This is a genomic window from Streptomyces sp. NPDC051940 (assembly GCF_040680895.1).
Taxonomy (GTDB): domain Bacteria; phylum Actinomycetota; class Actinomycetes; order Streptomycetales; family Streptomycetaceae; genus Streptomyces.
Window position 1 is genome coordinate 1 of record NZ_JBFAXR010000094.1, and the last position, 19,359, is coordinate 19,359.

12 protein-coding genes are annotated in these 19,359 nt (G+C 73.4%); 9 read left to right on the forward strand and 3 right to left on the reverse strand.

Annotation, left to right across the window (positions count from 1 at the left end):
- The first annotated feature begins 356 nt into the window (after window positions 1-356).
- From AB0M28_RS28825 to AB0M28_RS28845, 5 genes are all read left to right on the forward strand, one after another.
- Entirely contained in the window at window positions 357-1,295 is a 939-nt protein-coding gene (locus AB0M28_RS28825; RefSeq protein WP_365411197.1) for a glycosyl hydrolase family 18 protein, read from the forward strand.
- Window positions 1,296-1,354: 59 nt separating this feature from the next.
- Window positions 1,355-5,479: a glycoside hydrolase family 38 C-terminal domain-containing protein gene (locus tag AB0M28_RS28830; protein ID WP_365411200.1), complete on the forward strand. Its 4,125-nt coding sequence runs from the start codon at window positions 1,355-1,357 to the stop codon at window positions 5,477-5,479.
- Window positions 5,476-6,174 carry a hypothetical protein gene (locus AB0M28_RS28835; RefSeq protein ID WP_365411203.1) on the forward strand — a complete coding sequence of 233 codons (699 nt, stop codon included), beginning with the start codon at window positions 5,476-5,478 and terminating at the stop codon, window positions 6,172-6,174. The genes AB0M28_RS28830 and AB0M28_RS28835 overlap by 4 nt, the downstream gene beginning before the upstream one ends.
- A gap of 98 nt (window positions 6,175-6,272) precedes the next feature.
- The gene (locus tag AB0M28_RS28840; protein ID WP_365411206.1) at window positions 6,273-7,871 is read left to right on the forward strand and encodes an alpha-amylase family glycosyl hydrolase; all 1,599 of its coding nucleotides are present in this window, start codon (window positions 6,273-6,275) and stop codon (window positions 7,869-7,871) included.
- A gap of 203 nt (window positions 7,872-8,074) precedes the next feature.
- Window positions 8,075-8,779, forward strand: a complete 705-nt coding sequence (locus tag AB0M28_RS28845; RefSeq protein WP_365411209.1) for a lytic polysaccharide monooxygenase — start codon at window positions 8,075-8,077, stop codon at window positions 8,777-8,779.
- 10 nt (window positions 8,780-8,789) lie between these two features.
- On the opposite strand, the gene AB0M28_RS28850 is transcribed toward AB0M28_RS28845, so the two are convergent.
- Together AB0M28_RS28850 and AB0M28_RS28855 are read right to left on the reverse strand one after the other, a co-directional pair.
- Entirely contained in the window at window positions 8,790-9,305 is a 516-nt protein-coding gene (locus AB0M28_RS28850) for an O-acetyl-ADP-ribose deacetylase (protein ID WP_365411212.1), read from the reverse strand.
- A 40-nt stretch (window positions 9,306-9,345) separates the two neighbouring features.
- On the reverse strand, window positions 9,346-11,160 hold the full coding sequence (locus AB0M28_RS28855) for an ABC transporter ATP-binding protein (protein WP_365411215.1): 1,815 nt from the start codon (window positions 11,158-11,160) through the stop codon (window positions 9,346-9,348).
- Window positions 11,161-11,243: 83 nt separating this feature from the next.
- Here AB0M28_RS28855 and AB0M28_RS28860 point away from each other — a divergent pair, with 83 nt between their 5' ends.
- The 4 genes from AB0M28_RS28860 to AB0M28_RS28875 all read left to right on the forward strand — a co-directional run bounded on the left by AB0M28_RS28860 (window position 11,244) and on the right by AB0M28_RS28875 (window position 18,462).
- The gene (locus AB0M28_RS28860; protein WP_365411218.1) at window positions 11,244-11,765 is read left to right on the forward strand and encodes a MarR family transcriptional regulator; all 522 of its coding nucleotides are present in this window, start codon (window positions 11,244-11,246) and stop codon (window positions 11,763-11,765) included.
- A 15-nt stretch (window positions 11,766-11,780) separates the two neighbouring features.
- Window positions 11,781-14,708 carry an FAD-binding and (Fe-S)-binding domain-containing protein gene (locus tag AB0M28_RS28865; protein ID WP_365411221.1) on the forward strand — a complete coding sequence of 976 codons (2,928 nt, stop codon included), beginning with the start codon at window positions 11,781-11,783 and terminating at the stop codon, window positions 14,706-14,708.
- A gap of 167 nt (window positions 14,709-14,875) precedes the next feature.
- The gene (locus AB0M28_RS28870; RefSeq protein WP_365411224.1) at window positions 14,876-16,684 is read left to right on the forward strand and encodes an ABC transporter ATP-binding protein; all 1,809 of its coding nucleotides are present in this window, start codon (window positions 14,876-14,878) and stop codon (window positions 16,682-16,684) included.
- A complete protein-coding gene (locus AB0M28_RS28875) occupies window positions 16,681-18,462 on the forward strand; it encodes an ABC transporter ATP-binding protein (RefSeq protein WP_365411227.1) in 1,782 nt (593 codons plus the stop codon). Before AB0M28_RS28870 ends, AB0M28_RS28875 begins: the two co-directional genes overlap by 4 nt.
- Window positions 18,463-18,552: 90 nt before the next feature.
- On the opposite strand, the gene AB0M28_RS28880 is transcribed toward AB0M28_RS28875, so the two are convergent.
- Window positions 18,553-19,347 (reverse strand): metal-dependent hydrolase, encoded by a 795-nt coding sequence (locus AB0M28_RS28880; protein WP_365411230.1) that lies wholly within the window; start codon window positions 19,345-19,347, stop codon window positions 18,553-18,555.
- Window positions 19,348-19,359 lie beyond the last annotated feature (12 nt).

Genomic DNA, 19,359 nt, shown 5'->3' on the forward strand with positions numbered 1-19,359 from the left:
CGACCGCGACGACGAGCTGGAGGACGTCGGCAAGAGCGCCCCGGTGGCGTCCTCCGCCCCCGACCGGGGCGACGGGTACGCGGTGGCGCTGCGCTCACCGGACGCCCCCGCAGGGGTGCGCACCGCTCAGCGGACACCCCGCGCCAACTGGGCCGTCACCGCGATCCATTGACACCCGAACTAAAGCCCTTTAGCCTCCTCCGCCAGGTGGCCGCCTGCACCTCCCCGCACGACCCGGCCCCGTCCCTCCATCCGGACGGGGCCGGCGGAGCACACGCTCCGGCACCCCGTACCGCGCACAGACGCGGAGACCTGGACGGGTCTCCATGACAACGCCTACGTCCGAAAGGACATCCATGTCGCGAATCCCCCACCTGCCCCGTGCCTGGAAGGCCGCCGTCGCCGCGGGCGCCACGACGCTCGCCGCTCTCGCCGGCCTGCTGTCCCCCGCCGCGCACGCGGCCGGCACCGCCGCCGCGGAACACCGCACCCTCGCGTACTACCAGACCCAGTACCAGGACGGCGTCTACGTCTCGCCGCTCCCGCTCAAGGACATCGCCACCCACATCGAGGTCGCCGCCCTGCATCTGAACGGCGACGGCAGCGTGCACCTCAACGACCACCCGCCCACCGACCCCCGCTACGACCGGATGTGGACGGACATCGCCGAACTCCAGGCGTCCGGCACGAAGTCCCTCGTCCTGCTCGGCGGCGCCGCCCCGGGCACGTACACCAATCTGCACAAGGACTTCCCGCGCTACTACGGGCTGCTCAAGGAGACCCTCCAGCGGCACGGCTTCGACGGCGTCGACCTCGACATCGAGGAGCGCTTCTCACTCGCCGACACCGAACGCCTGATCCGGCAGCTGCGCGCCGACTTCGGCGACGGCTTCATCATCACGCTCACGCCCGTCGCGTCCGACCTGTCGGGCGGCTCGCGGTTCTCCGGCGGCTTCAGCTACAAGCGGCTGGAGCAGGACCTGGCGAGCGACATCGACTGGTACACCGGCCAGTTCTACTGCGGCTGGGGCAGTCTCGGGAGCACCAGCGGCTACGACGCGATCGTCGCCAACGGCTTCAGCCCGTCGCGGGTGCTGACCGGCGCGCTCACCAACCCGGCGAACTGCTCCGGCTACGTCGACCCCGGCACGCTCGCCTCGACGCTGCGGTCCCTGGTCGCCGCGTACCCGACGTTTGCGGGCGCGGCAGGGTGGGAGTACTTCAACGCGGTTCCGGTGAACGGCACCGGACCGGCGTCGTGGTACGCGAACGTGGCTGGCGCGATGAGCAGTTGATCCCGTCCGCCTGACAACGTTGTCCACCCCATCGGCCGACGATTGAGGGGAACCGCCCCGTGTCCGTAGCCATCACCGCCGTCGAGTCCACCGACCTGTTCACCGGGACCGAGCACTCCCCGCACCAGGTCCTGCGGGTCACCGTCGAGGCCCCGGCACCCGTCCGGGTCACCGTCGACGGCCCCGGGGTGCGCGGCGAGGCCACCGGCACGGGGCCGGTCGAGGTGCCGCTCACCCTGGCGGACGCGCCGCCCGCCGGCACCGTCCTGCCCGTCACGGTCCGCGCGGGCGGCGCCGCCCGCGAGGCCGAGGTCGTCGTCGCGGAACCGGGCTGGACGATGTTCATGGTGTCGCACTTCCACTACGACCCGGTCTGGTGGAACACCCAGGGCTCCTACACCACCCCCTGGGAGCTCCTCACCGAGGACGGCTCGACCCGCCCGCCCTTCGAGTGGAACAGCTTCGCCCTCGTCGACGCCCATCTGGACCTGGCGCGGCGCGACCCGGACTACAAGTTCGTCCTCGCCGAGATCGACTACCTGAAGCCGTACTTCGACACCCACCCCGAACGCCGCGCGGAACTCCGGCAGTTGCTGGCCGCCGGCCGCGTCGAACTGATCGGCGGCACGTACAACGAGCCCAACACCAACCTCACCGGCGCCGAGGCGACCATCCGCAATCTCGTCTACGGCATCGGCTACCAGCGCGACATCCTCGGCGGCGAGCCGCGCTCGGCCTGGCAACTGGACGTCTTCGGCCACGATCCGCAGTTCCCGGGCTATCTGGACGCCGCCGGACTGACCGGGTCGGCCTGGGCGCGCGGCCCGTTCCACCAGTGGGGCCCGATCCAGAAGAACTTCCGCGACGCCCACAACGACGCCACCGTCATGCAGTTCGCCAGCGAGTTCGAGTGGCTGGCGCCGTCCGGCCGGGGCGTGCTGACGCACTACATGCCCCACCACTACTCGGCCGGCTGGTGGATGGACTCCGCCGCCGACCTGGCCGAGGCCGAGGCGGCGGTGTACGAGCTGTACCGCAGGCTCAAGCCGGTGGCGGCCACCCGCAATCTGCTGCTGCCCGTCGGCACCGACTACACGCCCCCGAACAAGTGGGTCACCGCGATCCACCGGTCCTGGGCGGCGAAGTACGTGTGGCCGCGCTTCGTCTGCGGCACCCCGCACGAGTTCCTCACGGCCGTACGCGCCGGACTGGCCGCCGCGGGACGCCGGCCCAGCCCGCAGACCCGGGACATGAACCCGGTCTACACCGGCAAGGACGTCTCGTACATCGACACCAAGCAGGCCCAGCGCGCCGGCGAGGTGGCCGCGGTGGACGCCGAGAAACTCGCCACGATCGCCGCGCTGCAGGGGCTCGGCCGCTATCCGGACGCCGCACTCGACAAGGTCTGGCGCCAGCTGGCCTACGGCGCGCACCACGACGCGATCACCGGGTCCGAGTCGGACCAGGTGTACCTCGACCTGCTGGGCGGCTGGCGCGAGGCCCACGACCTGGCGGCCGGGGTGCGCGACACCGCGCTCGCCGCCCTCACCGGCCGGGTCGACACCCGGGGCGACGGCGTGGCGCTCGTCGTGACCAACACCCTGTCCTTCCCGCGGTCCGGCGTGGTGAGCGTGCCGCTCCCCGACGGGTGCGGACGGGTCGTGGACGACACCGGCTCACCCGTCCCGTCGGCCGTCGAGCGGGGCGTGCTGCACTTCCTGGCGCAGGACGTGCCCTCCCTCGGGTGGCGCACCTGGCGCCTCGTACCGGGCGAGGCGGACGCGCTGTGGTCGCCGGCGGAGGGTGACACGGCTCAGAACGCGCGCTTCCGGGTCACGGCCGACGCCGCCCGGGGCGGCGCCTTGACGAGCGTGTACGACAAGGCGCACGGCCGGGAGCTGATCCAGGACGGCGCCGTCGGCAACGAGCTGCGGGTGTACGAGGAGTACCCGACGCACCCCGACTTCGGCGAGGGACCCTGGCATCTGCTGCCGAAGGGCCCGGCGGTGGCGGGTTCCGCGGCGGCGCCGGGATCGGTGCGCCGCGAGACGGGCCCGCTGGGCGAGCGGCTGGTGGGGTCCGGGACCGTGGACGGGATGCGGTACGAGCAGACCGTGACCCTGTGGCGCGGCGTCGGGCGGGTGGACTGCGTGACGCGGGTCGTGGACTTCGCCGGGTCAGACCGGCTCGTGCGGCTGCGCTTCCCCGTCGACGTGCCCGGCGGGCTGCCGGTGAGCGAGGTCGCGGGGGCCGTGATCGGGCGCGGGTTCGCCCTGCCCGACGTGGACGTGGCCGAGGCGCCGTGGACGCTGGACAACCCGGCGAACACGTGGTTCGGGCTGGGGTCCACGGCCCGGGTGACACTGACGGCGCCGGACGGCTCCGCACTCGGCGACCGGGCGCTGGGCGTCGCGGAGGTCGTCGTCCCGGCGGGGCACGACGGGTCGGAGGCCCGCGCGCTGGTGGTGGCGATGGCGCGCGCGGGCGTCACGGCGACCACGTCGGCGGCCGACCGTTCGCGCTACGGCTGGCTGGACGTCGACTCCAACCTGCCCGACTTCCGCGTGGTCGTGGGCGGCCCCGAGGTCAACGAGCTGGCCCGGGAGATCCTCGAGCGGGCCGGAGCCGGGCACGCCGCGGCCTTCGCGGAGCACGGGCGGGTGTGGGTGCCGGCGGAGAAGCCGCTGCACGAGGTCTGGCAGCCGATGGCCGACCTGCGCGATCCGCGGGCGCTGCCCGCCTTGGTCGTCGCCGATCCGGACGCCCTGGCCGGGGACTTCGCCGACGCGCGGGTCTCGGCCGTGTGCGCCGGCGCCCTGCCCGCCTCGGAGGTCCTCGCCGACCGCACGGCGGCGCTGCTGACGTACGGCCTGCCGGGTTTCGCCGTGGACGCCTCCGGCGCCCTGCACCTGTCGCTGATGCGCTCGTGCACGGGCTGGCCGTCCGGCGTGTGGATCGACCCGCCCCGCCGGACGGTACCGGACGGCTCGGCCTTCCAGCTCCAGCACTGGACGCACGAGTTCGCGTACGCCCTGGTCACCGGCGACGGCGACTGGCGGACGCTGACGCTGCCCGCGCAGGGCCAGGAGTTCAACCACCCGCTGTATGCCCAGGTCGAGCAGCCGCACGACGGGACGCTCCCGGCCACGCACAGCTGGGTGTCGGTGTCGCCGCCCCGCGAGGTGCTGCTGGGGACGCTGAAGCCGGCCGGGAACCCGGTCGCGCACGGGTCCTCGCGGCAGTCCGACCCGGCGGCCGGGGTGACGCTGCGGCTGCTGGAGTCGACCGGCTTCGGCCGTACGGCACAGGTCGGGGGCGCGCTGGCGCTCGGGGAGCTGCGGGAGGCGGATCTGCTGGAGCGTCCGGGCGGGGCGCCCGCCCCGCTGTCGCTGGCGGGCTCCGAGGTCGCCACCGTGGTGGGACGCTGCGCCGCGTCCGCTGCCCAGGGGCCGGTGCTCGGCGCGACGGCGGAGGCCGCCCAGCCGGTGTACGCGCGGTACTGGCTGCACAACCGGGGTCCGGCGCCGCTCGGTTATCTGCCGGTGTCGGTCGCCGTGACGCCGGGGCTCGCCGCGACGTCCGGTGAGTCGGTCAGGCTGTCCGTGGCGCTGTCCTCGCAGCTGACGGACGCGGCGGTCGAGGGCACCGCTGAGGTCGTCGTACCGGAGGGCTGGCGGGCGGACGTACGCCGTCGGCCGTACCGGCTGGAGCCGTCGGGCCATGTGCGCTTCCCCGTCGTGCTGAGCCCGCCGGACGGGGCCGAGCCGGGCACGTACTTCGCGGCGGTGCGGACCGAGTCCGGCGGGCAGACGGTCGAGGACGTGGTGACGCTCCGGGTCGGGGAGGGCGGGGATGCCGGCGGGCTGGACGTGTCGGTCCGTTCGGCCTCGGTACGGGTGCGGCCGGGCGGCAGTACGACGCTCGACGTCGTCCTCGCCAACCGCACGCGCGGCGAGATCCGCGGCGAGGTGCAGGCCGTGTCGCCGTGGGGGACCTGGCAGTTGCTGCCCGACCCGGTGCGGGGGGTGGCGGTCTCCCCGGGCTCGCAGGAGACGGTCTCCTTCCGGATCGCCGCGCCTGCGGACCTCGCGCCCGGCTCCTTCTGGGTGCTGGCGAAGGTCATGTGGTTCGGGCGCTGCCAGTACGCGCCGACCGTCGAGCTGGTGGTGGAGGAGGAGGCGTGAGCGACGTGCTGGGTTTCCTGGACGGACGGCCGCTGCCCCGCAGCGAGTTGGACCGGCGCCTCGCGGAGCTGCACGGCGGCCCGCGGTCGGCGGCGCTGCCCAAGCCCGGCACGGCGGAGGACCGCCAGCTCACCCGGTGGGTGGCCCAGGTGCTGCTGACCGAGGAGCTGTGCGCCGCGGAGGCCGCCGCACGGGGGCTGACCCCGGTGGGGCCGCTGCGGCTGGACCGGCGGGCGGCGGTGGAGCTGGGGTCCATCGCGGCGGCGGCGTACGAGCGGAGCCCGTGGGTGCGGGCCGTGTACGCGGCGGTCACCGCCGGCGTACGGGCCGAGGAGCCCGGCGTGCGGGCCGAGGAGCCCGGCGTACGCCCGGCACCCGACGGAGTCCGCTGGCGTATCGCCTCGCCCGACGGGGACTACGAGGCCGCGCCCGAGACCCTGCCCGCCGAACTCGCGGCGGCGCTGCGGACGGCGGGCCCAGGTCGCCGGGTGACGGCCGGGACGTGGACGGCGACGCTCGTCGCCGTCGTCCCGCACGGGCCCGGCCGGCCCGCCCCGGACGACGGCCTCGGCGCTGCCCGCCGGCTGGCGTTCGTACGGTGGCTGGGCCGGGCACGGGCCGAGCGGCTGACCCTCGTCCCCGGCCTGGAACACCCCGGGGACCCGGCCCAGCCCGACAACCACCATCAGCACTGAGGCCGGCCCAACCGACAACCACCATCAGCACTGACAGCCCGTCCGGCCGGACGACCACGTCGAGCGCCGGCCGTCCGAGCCCGGAGGGAACCCACCGTATGAGCCCCGCCCCCGAGTGGCTGAGGGACGCCGTCGTCTACCACGTCTACCCGCAGTCCTTCGCCGACTCCGACGGCGACGGGATCGGCGATCTGCCGGGCGCCCTGGCCCGGCTCGACCATCTCGCCTGGCTGGGTGTGGACACGGTGTGGTTCGGCCCGCTGTTCTCCTCGCCCTTCGGGGACGGGGGCTACGACGTGGACGACTACTTCGCCGTGGCCCCGCGCTACGGCACGGAGAAGGACCTCGTCGCCCTGGTCGAGGCGGCCGGCGAGCGCGGGATCAGAGTGCTGCTGGACCTCGTTCCGGCGCACACCTCCGACCGCCATCCGTGGTTCCGGGCGTGGGCCGACGACCCCGACGACGACCGCTATCTCTGGGCCCCGGAGCCGCCGTCCGAGGCGTGGCTGCCCGTGCCCGGCGCCCGGGGCGGCTACTACCTGCCCAACTTCCACCCGTTCCAGCCCGCGTTGAACTTCGGCCACGCCCGCCCGCACCCCGGCGAACCGTGGCGGCAGCGCCCCGACGCACCCGGACCGCGCGCCAACCGGGCGGCGATCCGGGAGATCATGGCGTACTGGCTCGACCGGGGCGTGGCCGGATTCCGGGTCGACATGGCGTTCTCGCTGGTGAAGGACGATCCGGCGCAGGCCGCGACGAGCGAGCTGTGGCGGGAGCTGCGCCGCTGGCTGGACACCGCGTATCCGGGCCGCGCGCTGATCGCGGAGTGGGGTGAGCCGAAGCGGTCCATACCGGCCGGCTTCCACGCGGACTTCTTCCTGCACGCGGTCGGAAACGAGCTGCGCTCGCTGTGGGGCAACGCGGAGGGCAGCCACCGCCCGGAGTGGGGTACGGACCCGTGCTTCTTCGACCCGGAGGGGCGGGGTTCGCCGGAGGTGTTCCTGGCCGCCTGGGAGGAGGCGCGCGCGGCCGTGGACGGAGCCGGCCACGTCGTCCTGCCGACGGCGAACCACGACTTCTCGCGGCTGGTGTGCGGGAGCCGTACGGCGCGGATGGTGCCGCCCGCGTTCGCGTTCCTGCTGACGTGGCCGTCGATCCCGACGCTGTACTACGGTGACGAGATCGGGATGCGCTATCTGCCGGGCCTGCCCGACACGGAGGGCAGCCAGATGGGGCCCGAGGAGCGGCAGGGCTCGCGGACGCCGATGCAGTGGGACGGCACGCCCAACGCGGGCTTCTCCAGCGCCCCGTCCGATGCCCTGTACCTGCCGCAGGACCCCTCCCCCGGCCGCCCGACGGTCGCGGCGCAGCGCGCCGATCAGGGCTCACTGCTACACCAGGTGCGGGCGCTGATCGCGGCGCGCCGCGCGACTCCCGCGCTGGGCGCGGCGGGTTCGGTGCGGGTGCTGCACGCCGGCTACCCGTTCGTCTATCTGCGCGGGGGTACGCATCTCGTGGCGCTCAACCCCCGTCGTACGGCGGCGTCCGCGGTGCTGCCCGAGGACCTGAACGTCTCGCGCGCGCACGCGGTGGCGGGCGGGCCGGGCGTCGCGTTCGGTCCCGGGGGGCGGGTGACGGTGGAGGGGTTCGCGTACGGGGTGTACGGGCTCGGCTCGGACCCGTCCCGCCCCCGCTGAACGGGCTGCGGCTCTTCTCCCGTGCGGGGAACGGGAGTTGCGGACCTCTTGACCGAGGCCCGACAACGACTAAGGTCTAGACCTAGCACTCCTTAGGTCTAGACCTGACTCCACGCACCCCCCACCCGACGAGGTCGCGGGGGCGGCACCGGGACAGCGGTCACCGCCCCCGCCCCCACGGCCTCGACAGCGAAGGAGACGGCATGCAACCGAGACGAAAGCTCGCCGCGGCGATCGGCTTCGCCCTCGCCCCCGTACTGGCGGTCACCCTTCCCGTCAACACGGCCAGTGCGCACGGGTATGTGAACTCGCCGCCGAGCCGCCAGGCGCAGTGCGCCGCCGGAACGGTCAGCTGCGGGCAGATCACGTACGAGCCGCAGAGCGTCGAGGGGCCCAAGGGCCTGTTCAGCTGCAGCGGCGGAAACGCGCAGTTCGCCGAGCTCAACGACGACAGCAAGGGCTGGCACGTCACCGGCGTCAACCGCGTCACCAGCTTCACCTGGCGCTTCACCGCCCGCCACGCCACCGCGAACTGGCAGTACTACGTGGGCAGCCAGAAGGTCGCCGAGGTCAGCGGGGGCGGCGCGCAGCCCGCCGAGACGGTCACCCACCAGGTGGACTTCGGCAGCATCACCGGCCGCCAGAAGGTGCTCGCCGTGTGGAACATCGCCGACACCAACAACGCGTTCTACGCGTGCATCGACGTGAACATCGGCGGCGGCAGCACCGATCCCGACCCCGACCCGTCGTGCGCCGCGGCGTGGAGCGCGTCGGCGGTCTACACCGGCGGCAGCACGGTCAGCTGGAACGGCCGCGTCTGGCGCGCCAAGTGGTGGACCCAGGGCGAGGAACCGGGCACGACCGGCCAGTGGGGCGTCTGGGAGGACCTCGGCCCCTGCACCTCGTAGTCCGCCGGAGTCAGCGCAGCGCGTCCTCGAAGGCGGCGTACGCCCGCTCGTCGAAGAGCACGAAGCGGACCTCGTCGAACGCCGCCTTGTCCACGGCCTGCTGGACGGCGCGGACCGCGATCCGCGCCGCGCTGTCCAGCGGCCAGCCGTAGACGCCCGTGGAGATCGCGGGGAACGCCACCGTGCGGGCGCCGAGTTCGCGGGCGACGGCGAGCGATTCGCGGTGGCAGGACTCCAGCAGTCCGGAGCGGTCCTCGTCCGCCGCGTACACGGGGCCCACCGTGTGGATCACCCAGCGCGCGGGCAGCAGGCCCGCCGTGGTGGGGACGGCCAGCCCCGTGGGCAGACCCTTGCCGTAGCGGGAGGCGCGCAGCGCGCGGCACTCCTCGAGGATCTTCTTGCCGCCCTTGCGGTGGATGGCGCCGTCGACTCCCCCGCCGCCGAGGAGGGAGGAGTTGGCGGCGTTCACGATCGCGTCGACGTGCTGCTCGGTGATGTCGCCCTGCACGAGGGTGATGACTGCCATGGGGTCACCGTAACCACTCACGTCGCCTTCCGAGCGCCCCTCACGCCGCGACGTCCGCCGTCTCCTCCGTCCGCGCGTCGCGGCGTACCAGCGCCGCGTAGCGGCCGTCGGCGGCCAGCAGCTCGTCGTGCGTGCCCAGTTCGGCCACCCGGCCGTGGTCGAGGACGGCGATCTGGTCCGCGTCGCGGATCGTCGACAGGCGGTGCGCGATGGTGATCGTCGTACGGCCGGCCGACAGGGCGTCCATCGCCTGCTGCACCGCGTGCTCCGTACGGGTGTCCAGGGCGGACGTGGCCTCGTCGAGGATCAGGACCGGCGGGTCGCGCAGGATGGTGCGCGCGATCGCCAGGCGCTGCTTCTCGCCGCCGGAGAACCGGTAGCCGCGCTCGCCGACGAGCGTGTCGTAGCCGTCGGGCAGGGACGCGATGTGGTCGTGGATCTGCGCAGCCCGCGCGGCGGTCTCGAGCTCGGCGTCCGTGGCGTCCGGTTTGGCGAAGCGCAGGTTGTCCGCGACGGAGGCGTGGAAGAGGTACGTCTCCTGCGAGACCACGCCGACGGCCCGGGCCAGGCTGTCGAAGTCCAGGTCGCGTACGTCGACGCCGTCGATCGACACGCTGCCGGAGGTCACGTCGTACAGCCGCGGCACGAGATAGCTGAGGGTCGTCTTCCCGGAGCCGGTCGGGCCGACGACGGCGAGGCTCGTGCCGGCCGGGACGGTGAGGTCGACGCCGGTCAGGGTGTCGTGGGCCTCGTCGTAACGGAAGGACACGTCCTTCAGGCGGACGTCGCCGGCGACCTTCTCCAGCCGCACCGGGACCTCCGGCTCGTCGATCTCGACGGGCAGATCGAGGTACTCGAAGATCCGCTGGAAGAGGGCGAGGGACGTCTGCACCTGTACGCCGGTGGACAGCAGGCTCACCGTCGGGCGGAACAGCCCCTGCTGGAGCGAGACGAACGCGACGACCGTGCCGAGGGAGATCGCGGCGCCGCCGCCCGCCATGGCCAGGCCCGCGGCCCAGTAGATGACGGCCGGCATCGCGGCCATCACGACGCCGATCGTGGCCATCCGCCAGCGGCCCGCCATGTTCGAGCGGACCTCCAGTCCGACGAGCTGCTCGGACTCGGCGGAGAAGTCGCGGGTGAGGGAGTCGGAGCGGCCCATGGTGCGGCCGAGCAGGATGCCGCTGACGCTGAGGGACTCGGTGACCTGCGCGGCCATGGCGGCCATCTGCTTCTGCCGCTGCGAGGTGATCTTCTTGCGTTCGCGGCCGACCTTGCGGCTGATCCAGACGAACAGCGGGAGCAGCAGCAGGGAGACGACCGTCAGCCGCCAGTCGAGGGCGAGCATCGCGACGACGGTGGCGATGACGCTGGTCGCGTTCGACACGATCGAGGTCGCGGTGGAGGTGACGGTGGCCTGCATACCGCCGATGTCGTTGGCGATACGGGACTGCACCTCGCCGGTGCGGGTGCGGGTGAAGAACGCCAGCGGCATGCGCTGCAGCTGGGCGTAGACGCCGGTGCGCAGGTCGTGCATGACGCGCTGGCCGACGGTCGTGGAGATGAGGGTCTGCAGGACGCCGAAGACGCCGCTGAGGACGGCGACGGCGAGCATGCCGAGGGCGAGGAGCGAGAGCAGACCAGTGCGGCCCTGCGGTATCGCGGTGTCCAGCACCTCGCGCAGCAGGAACGGCGAGGCGACGGAGACGAGGGAGGACGCGGCCACCAACAGGCCGACGACGGCCAGCCGGCCGCGGTACGGGCGGAAGAGGCGCAGGATGCGGCGCACCTGCGCCGGCTGCTCGGGGTCGGCGGACGGGGGCGTGAAGTCGGGGGTGTCGTGGGGGTGCGGCATGAGCCTCCTAAGGATCGACTGTAGGGAGCATAGCTCATTGTTACCTATACTCACAATGAGCGGAGTCCTGATATGGTGAACACATGCCCTCGCCCGAAGCTTCCCGCCCGCTCACGGCACCCGCGGAGCACCCGCACCGCGGTGCCGGGGCCGCCGCCGAGCAGGCCGACTCCTCCGGCCAGCTCGCCGAGCAGCTGCTGCGCCTCACGCGCCGGCTGCACCACGCGCAGAAGCAGGCGTTCCGCCCGCTGGGCCTGACCCCCGCCCAGTCCCGGCTGCTGCGTACGGTCGGCTCCCACACGCAGCGCGGCGAGGCCCCCCGGATGGCGGACCTGGCCAGGCATCTGGAGGTCGTGCCCCGCGCCGTCACCACGCTGGTCGACGCCCTGGAGGAGCTGGGTGCCGTACGCCGCGCGCAGGACCCGGCCAACCGCCGGGTGGTGCTGATCGAGCTGACCGACGAGGGCCGCGCGATGCTGCGCGAACTGCGCCGGGCGCGGCAGTCCGCCGCGGAGGACATCCTGGAACCGCTGACCGAGGAGCAGCGCACGCAGCTGGGAGGACTACTCTCCACCTTGGTCGACAGACCGGAGAACCACTGCTGAGGAGGCCCCCGCACCATGCCGCTCCTGGAGCCCGAGCCCGGCGCACTGCGTCCCGCCACCACCGAAGGCCCCGCCCCCGACCGGGTGGCCGACACCCTGGCGGAGGGCACGCCGGAGCCGCTGCGCGGTGAGCTGACGGCGCTGCTCGGCCCCGAGAAGGTGCTGTGGCGGGTCTCCGACCTGGTCCGGTACGCCTCGGACGCCAGCCCGTACCGCTTCCTGCCCCGGGCCGTGGTGCTGGCCGAGGACCTCGCCGACATCGCGAAGCTCTTCCGGTACGCCCACCGCAACGACCGCAAGCTGGTGTTCCGCGCCGCCGGCACCTCGCTCAACGGCCAGGCGCAGGGCGAGGACATCCTCGTGGACGTACGCCGCCACTGGGCCGGCGTCGAGGTGCTCGACGACGGCGCGCGGGCGCGGATCCGGCCCGGTACGACCGTGGTGCGCGCGAACACGACCCTCGCCCGCCACGGCCGCGTCCTGGGCCCCGACCCGGCGAGCGCGATCGCCTGCACGCTCGGCGGCGTGGTCGCCAACAACGCCTCGGGCATGACGGCGGGCACGACCCGCAACTCCTACCGGACGCTGTCCTCCCTCACCCTCGTCCTGCCGTCCGGGACGGTCGTCGACACGGCGGCCGCCGACGCCGATGAGCGGCTGGCGCAGGCGGAGCCGGAGCTGTGCGCGGGTCTCATGGCGCTGAAGGCGGAGATCGAGGCGGACGCGGAGCTGACCGCCCGGATCCGCGCCAAGTACGAGATCAAGAACACCAACGGCTACCGGCTGGACGCCTTCCTGGACGCGGACACCCCCGTCGGCATCCTGCGCGGTCTCATGGTCGGCTCCGAGGGCACGCTCGGGTTCATCGCGGAGACGGTCTTCGACACGCTGCCGCTGCACCGGCTCACCTCCAGCGCGCTGCTGTTCTTCCCCACGCTGCAGGCGGCCGCCGCCGCGGTGCCGCTGTTCAACGACAGCGGGGCGCTGGCCGTGGAGCTGATGGACGGCAACACCCTGCGCGCCTCGGTGAGCGTCGCCGGGGTGCCGGCGGACTGGGCGCGGCTGCCCAAGGAGACGGCGGCCCTGCTGGTGGAGTACCGGGCGCCGGACGAGGCGGCGCGGGAGGCGTACGAGAAGGCCGCCGCGGGCGTGCTGGGCGGGCTCGAACTCGTCGCGCCCGTCGCGTCGGTGACCAACGAGTTCACCCGCGACCCCGGGAAGATCGCCTCGTACTGGAAGGCCCGCAAGGCGTTCGTCACCGCCGTGGGCGGCTCGCGCCCGCCGGGGACCACGCTCATCACGGAGGACTTCGCCGTACCGCCGTCGCGGCTGGCGCAGGCGTGCGAGGAGCTGCTGGCGCTGCAGGCGCGGCACGGGTTCGACGCGGCGGTCGCCGGGCACGCGGCGCACGGCAACCTGCACTTCCTGCTGGCGTTCGACGCGGGCGAGCCGGCGGACGTGGAGCGGTACGCGGCGTTCATGGACGAGTTCTGCACGCTCACCGTGGAGCGCTTCGACGGTTCGCTGAAGGCGGAGCACGCCACCGGCCGCAACATCGCGCCGTTCCTGGAGCTGGAGTGGGGCGAGCGGGCCACGGCGCTGATGTGGCGCATCAAGGAGCTCGTCGACCCGCGCGGCATCCTCGCCCCGCGCGTGCTGCTCGACCGCGACCCGCAGGCCCATCTGCGCGGCCTGAAGACCATCCCGAAGGTGGAGCTGATCGCCGACCCGTGCATCGAGTGCGGCTTCTGCGAACCCACCTGCCCCAGCGGCGATCTGACCACCACGCCCCGCCAGCGGATCGTGCTGCGCCGGGAGATGATGCGCCAGGCACCGCAGTCGCCGGTGAACGACGGCCTGCTCCAGCAGTACGGCTACGACGCCGTCGACACCTGCGCCGGCGACTCGACGTGCAAGCTGGCCTGCCCGGTGGGCATCGACACCGGCCAGCTGATGAAGGACTTCCGCCATCAGCGGCACTCGCGCCGCGAGGAGAAGGTGGCGCGCGCCACCGCCAGGCACTTCAAGGCCGCCGAGCGCTCCGCCCGCCTCGCGGTCGCGGCGGCCGACCGGATCAGCGACCGGCTGCTGGAATCGGCGACGGGCCTGGCCCGCAAGGCGGTCCGCCCCGACCTGGTGCCCGAGTGGCTGCCCGAGATCCCCGGCGCCGCCGCCCGTAAACTGCCGCCCACCTCCAGGCCCGAGGCGGTGGCCGTCTACTACCCGGCGTGCGTCAACCGCATCTTCGGCGACCCCGACGGCCACGAGGGCCCGTCCCTGCCGGAGGCGGTCGTCGCCGTGTCCGCGCGTGCGGGCAGGCCCGTGTGGATCCCGGACGACGTGGCCGGTACCTGCTGCTCCACCATCTGGCACTCCAAGGGCTACGACGACGGCACCCGGCTGATGGCCAACCGCATGGTCGAGGCCGCCTGGCGGTGGACCGGCGGCGGCCGGCTCCCGCTGGTCGTGGACGCCTCCTCGTGCACGCTCGGCATCGCCCACGAGGTCGTCCCGTACCTCACCGACGACAACCGCGAACTGCACGCCGCGCTCACCGTCCTCGACTCCCTCGTCTGGGCGGCCGACGAACTGCTGCCGCGGCTGGAGATCCTGCGCACCGCCGGCTCCGCCGTCGTCCACCCCACCTGCTCGATGCGGCACCTGGGCGACGAGGAGCAGTTGACGGCCGTGGCCCGGGCGGTGGCCGACGAGGTGCTGGTGCCCGACGACGCCGGCTGCTGCGCCTTCGCGGGCGACCGCGGCATGCTCCACCAGGAGCTGACGGCGTCCTCCACGCGGCGCGAGGCGGCCGAGGTGACGGCGCGTGACTTCGACGTACACCTGTCGGCGAACCGGATGTGCGAGATCGGCATGGACCGGGCCACGGGGCGCAGTTACCACTCGGCGCTGATCGAGCTGGAGCGGGCGACGCGGCCGGCGTGAGGCGGGGGCCGGGGGTACGGGGCAGGCGTTCGGTCCCGGCCCGCAGCCGGGTGCGGGTCGCCCCTGGCCGGAACCTCCCGTAGTGGAGAAAAAGCAGTTGAATTGGGCTGTCGAATTCCGCCAGGGTTGCACGGTTGTCTTCTCCCCGACCCGACCCTTGGGACGTCATGCGACTGCGCGATCTTCCGTATCCGGACCCCGGCGAACCCGATGTCCGGTCCGGATTCCGTTTCCTTCTCTGGCTGGGCCGGCAGCAGCTGGGCGGGCAGATCGCCTCGCTGCTGTGGGGCCTGGTCTGGATGATGCCGATCGGTGCCATCCCGATTCCGCTGGGCATGGCCGTACAGGCGGTCGTCGACCGCGACGGGGAGCGGCTGGCCTGGTCCGGCGCGCTGCTGCTGGCGCTCGGCGTGCTGCTGGCGCTCGGCGACAGCATGATCCACAAGGCGGCCGTCACCAACTGGATCACCACGGCGGCCCGCGTGCAGCAGCTGCTCGCCCGCAAGGCCGCGGAGCTGGGCTCCGTGCTGACCCGGCGGGTCGCGGCCGGTGAGGTCGTCGCCGTGTCGACGGGTGACGTGGAGAAGATCGGCTGGTTCGTCGAGTCGTTCTCCCGCTGCACCGCCGCCTTCGTCACCGCCGGCGCGGTGGTCGCGGGCATCGTCGTGTACTCGCCGGAGCTCGGCCTGATCGTGGCCCTCGCGCTGCCGCTCGTGGCGCTCGCGCCGCTGCCCCTGCTGCCGCGCGCCACGAAGCGGGCCGACGAGCAGCGCGCCAAGGCGGGCAAGGCCACCGAACTGGCCTCCGACACCGTGGCGGGCCTGCGGGTGCTGCGCGGCATCGGCGGCGAGGAGCTGTTCCTGGACCGCTACCGCGCCTCCTCCCAGGAGGTACGGCGGGCCGCGGTGCGCAGCGCGCGCATGTGGGCGCTGCTCGCGGCCGTCCAGGTCGTGCTGCCGGGCCTGCTGATGATCGGTGTGGTCTGGTACGGCGTCTCGCTCGTGCAGGACGGCGCGATCGGCGTGGGCGAACTCGTCACCGTCTACGGCGGGGTGAGCTTCCTGCTCTTCCCGCTGCGGCACTTCCAGGAGATCGCCCAGGCGTACTCCTTCTCCAAGCCGTCCGCCAAACGCGCGGCCCGGGTGCTGGCCCTGTCGCGGACGACGGCCGGTTCGCTGGACGCCGAGCCGCTGGGCGACCTGACCGACCCGGCGAGCGGGCTGCTGGCCCCGGCCGGCGTGCTGACGGCCGTGGTGTGCGGCGATCCGGACGCGGCCGGGCGGCTGGCCGACCGGCTCGGCGGGCATCCGCCGGAGCCGGACGGCGCGCCCTCCGCGCTGCTGGACGGGGTGCCGCTGGACGAACTGCCGCTGGAGCAGGCGCGCCGGCTGGTGCTGGTCCAGGACAAGGACCCGGTGCTGCTCTCCGGCACGCTGGCCGAGCTGCTCGACGTACCGTCCTCCCGGGCCGTGAGCCCCAAGGAGGCGCTGGACGCGGCGCAGTGCGGGGACGTGCTGACCGCGCTGGCGCAGGCGTCGGTGGACGACTCCGGGGATCCGATGCGTACGCGCATCACCGAGCGCGGCCGGTCGCTGTCCGGCGGTCAGCGCCAGCGGCTCGCGCTGGCCCGGTCGCTGGTGACCGACCCGCAGGTGCTGGTGCTCGACGAGCCGACCAGCGCCGTGGACTCGCACACCGAGGCCCGGATCGCCGCCGGTATCAAGGAGATACGTTCCGGCAGGACGACCGTGGTGCTCAGCTCCAGCCCGCTGCTGCTGGACCGCGCGGACCGCGTCGTCTTCCTGGACGGCGGCGAGGTGGCCGCGGTGGGCCTGCACCGCGATCTGCTGCGCACCAGCCCGGACTACCGCGCCGTGGTGACCCGGGAGACCGAAGAAGAGAGCGCCGCCGCGCACTCAGCCCCACGCGCCGCCCGGCGCGCTGCCCAGTTCGCGACCATCGAGGAGTCCGCATGATCGGCGTGGCACCACCGGAATACGACCCGGCGGCGCCCCGGACGGCCACCACCCTGCCGGTGGGGTCCGCCGCCACCGTCCGCGCGTACGTCGCGGAACTGTTCCGCCGGCACCGCCGGGCCTTCGTCATCTTGGTACTGGTGAACGGCGTCGCCGTGACCTCCTCCATGGCCGGCCCGTATCTGCTCGGCGGGCTGGTCGAGGACCTCTCCGACGGCGCCCGCGAGCTGCGTCTCGGGCTCGTCATGACGCTGTTCGCCGTCGCACTCGTCATCCAGGCGGTCTTCGTCCGGCTGGTCCGGCTGCGCGGGGCGATGCTCGGCGAGGAGATGCTGGCGGACCTGCGCGAGGACTTCCTCGTACGGTCCGTGGGGCTGCCGCCCGGCGTGCTGGAGCGGGCCGGTACGGGCGATCTGCTGTCGCGGATCACCACCGACATCGACCGGCTCGCGAACGCCATGCGCGAGGCCGTGCCGCAGCTGTCCATCGGCGTGGTGTGGGTGGTGCTGCTGCTCGGCGGCATCACCGTGACCGCGCCGCCGCTGGCGATCGTGGTGCTGCTGGCCCTGCCGGTGCTGCTGGCGGGGTGCCGGTGGTACTTCAAGCGGGCGCCCTCGGCGTACCGTTCGGAGGCCGCCGGCTACGCCGCCGTCGCCGCCGCGCTCACCGAGACGGTGGACGCCGGCCGGACGGTGGAGGCGCACCGCCTGGGCGGGGAGCGGATCGGGGTGTCGGACACCCGGATCCGGCAGTGGGTGGCCTGGGAGCGCTACACCCTCTATCTGCGCTGCATGTTCTTCCCCGTCTTCAACGCCACGCACATCATCATCCTCGGCGGCGTGCTGATGCTCGGCGGCTGGTTCGTCTTCCAGGGCTGGATCACCGTGGGGCAGCTGACGACCGGTTCGCTGCTGTCGATGATGCTCACCGAGCCCATCGGCATGATCCTGCGGTGGTACGACGAACTGCAGGTCGCGCAGGTGTCGCTGGCCCGGCTCGTCGGCGTACGGGAGATCGAGAAGGACGCCGGCGACGAGGACGTGGCGCCGGCCGGGCGGACCGTGCACGCAGACCGGGTGCGCTTCGGCTACCGGGCCGACGCCGACGTGCTGCACGGGGTGACGCTCAAGGTGCGGCCCGGGTCCCGGGTGGCGCTCGTCGGACCGTCCGGCGCGGGGAAGTCCACGCTGGGGCGGCTTCTCGCCGGGATCTACTCGCCGCGCAAGGGCGAGATCACCCTGGGCGGCGCCGAGCTGGCGCGGATGCCGGCGGAGCGGGTGCGCGCGCATGTGGCGCTGGTCAACCAGGAGCACCACGTGTTCGTGGGCACCCTGCGCGACAATCTGCGGCTCGCCCGCACCGGTGCCGAGGACGCCGAGCTGTGGGCCGCGCTGGGCGCGGTCGACGCGGCGGAGTGGGCGCGGGCGCTGGACGACGGGCTGGACACCGAGGTCGGCTCCGGCGGTACGGCGCTGACGCCGGCCCAGGCGCAGCAGATCGCGCTGGCCCGGCTGGTGCTGGCCGATCCGCACACCCTGGTGCTGGACGAGGCGACGTCGCTGCTCGACCCGCGGGCGGCGCGGCATCTGGAGCGGTCACTGGCGCGGGTGCTGGACGGGCGGACGGTCGTCGCCATCGCGCACCGGCTGCACACGGCGCACGACGCGGATGTGATCGCGGTGGTCGAGGACGGCCGGATCAGCGAGCTCGGCAGCCATGCGGAGCTGGTGGCGGCGGACGGGCCGTATGCGGCGCTGTGGCGGTCGTGGCACGGGTGAGCCAGTGGGCGCACCGCTGACATGGGGAGGGCCCGGGAGTGATCCCGGGCCCTCCGTCGTCGTCCTCGCGGGTTCGGGCGGCGCGGCGCCCTAACCGATATACCCCAGCGCCCCGAGCCCGCCCACCGCGCCCAGCAGCGCGAACACGGGCATCAGCACCTTCAGCTCCACCCAGCTGCCGGCGCGGAAACGCATGAACTCGGGCGGCCCCAGCGGGTACCAGCGCTTCCGGCCGAGCGGGATCGGCCACAGGATCGGGCAGCCGGATACGGTGAGCGCGTCCCCGATGCAGTGCACCAGCGACCCGAGCACGATCGGCAGCCCGAGCCACAGGTACTCCTGCCCGGGGTCGGTGAACAGCCAGTCCGAACCGTTGCCCGGTTTGTCCAGTACGCCGGCGAGGATCCACGCGCTGGTGGCCCCCAGCAGCCACACCAGGACGTCGCTGGAGACGCGCGCGGCCCGCCAGAGCAGGCCCTCGATGGCCAGCACCATATGGATGAAGAGGATCACGAACACCGCCCAGCGCCCGCCCAGCACGGCGAGCGCGGAGAAGCCCGCGCCGGTCAGCGCGGCCCAGAGCCAGGTGTGGGTGAGGGTGCGGTGGCCGCCGGTGCGGCGGGGGTCGCCGGGCTTGCGGGTCGCCTTGTAGACGGCGTACGAGAGCTTGTCGATGATCTCGCAGAGCAGCCGGGACAGCGGTCCGAAGGCGCGTGAGATCGTCGCCGACTTGTGGTCGAGGTCGGGGGCCAGCGCGGCCCCCGCGCAGATCAGCGCCCCGACGGCGAGGACCGGCCAGGGCATCCCGTGCCCGGCCGCCGTGGCCGCCGCACCCACCCCCAGCCACGCCGCCGCTCCCGACAGCGAGTGCGCTGGACCCATCATGCGACTTCCCCC